We start from the raw sequence: 519 nt of genomic DNA, 5'->3' as shown, positions 1-519 counted from the left end.
ACTGCTCGGCGTGGCTGCCTTTTTCCTATTTTTCCATATTGGTATTTTTGAGGTGTTAGGAATTCAATATGAATCGTGGATATCGGTGTTTCTGTTTATCTGTCTATCGTTCGTTGCTGACGCGGTTACCAAAGTATTATTTATTTTTATGAAGACAAGGTATTTCCTCTCTACTGGTCAGCATTTTAAGCAGTATCATGACGCTATTTTCCGAATACTCCTCGATTTTGTTGCTGTTCATCTGATTGATGAATGGATGACGTCCGTTCATTTTTCTATTTTTTCTGAGATCGCTTTTGTTCTTATTATCTATTTGATTGATACTTTACTTTTTCAGAAAAAAGACCATGATCGTTGAGAAGAAAGAAGCAAAATAATGAGTTTGCAATTCAAATGATTCCATTCGGTTAACGGGGAGTGAACTTTACATTGTCAGTTGTTCGAGAGTATATTCGATTGTATGCAAAAATAACTTTGAATCAGAAAGTGAGTTTTTTGTGGTACTTGCTTTTACCCTTA

At 35.1% G+C, this 519-nt stretch carries 1 protein-coding gene; it reads left to right on the top strand.

Annotated elements, in window-relative coordinates; all coding sequences use genetic code 11:
• A partial coding sequence (locus tag BBG47_RS28410; protein ID WP_175400675.1) for a YrvL family regulatory protein occupies window positions 1–358 on the top strand: 358 nt, incomplete at its 5' end.
• Window positions 359–519: the final 161 nt, after the last annotated feature.

It is taken from the genome of Paenibacillus sp. KS1 (assembly GCF_001680695.1).
Lineage (GTDB): Bacteria > Bacillota > Bacilli > Paenibacillales > Paenibacillaceae > Paenibacillus_B > Paenibacillus_B suaedae.
Note: the sequence above shows the minus strand (reverse complement) of the source record. Positions and strands in the feature narration are given on the sequence as shown.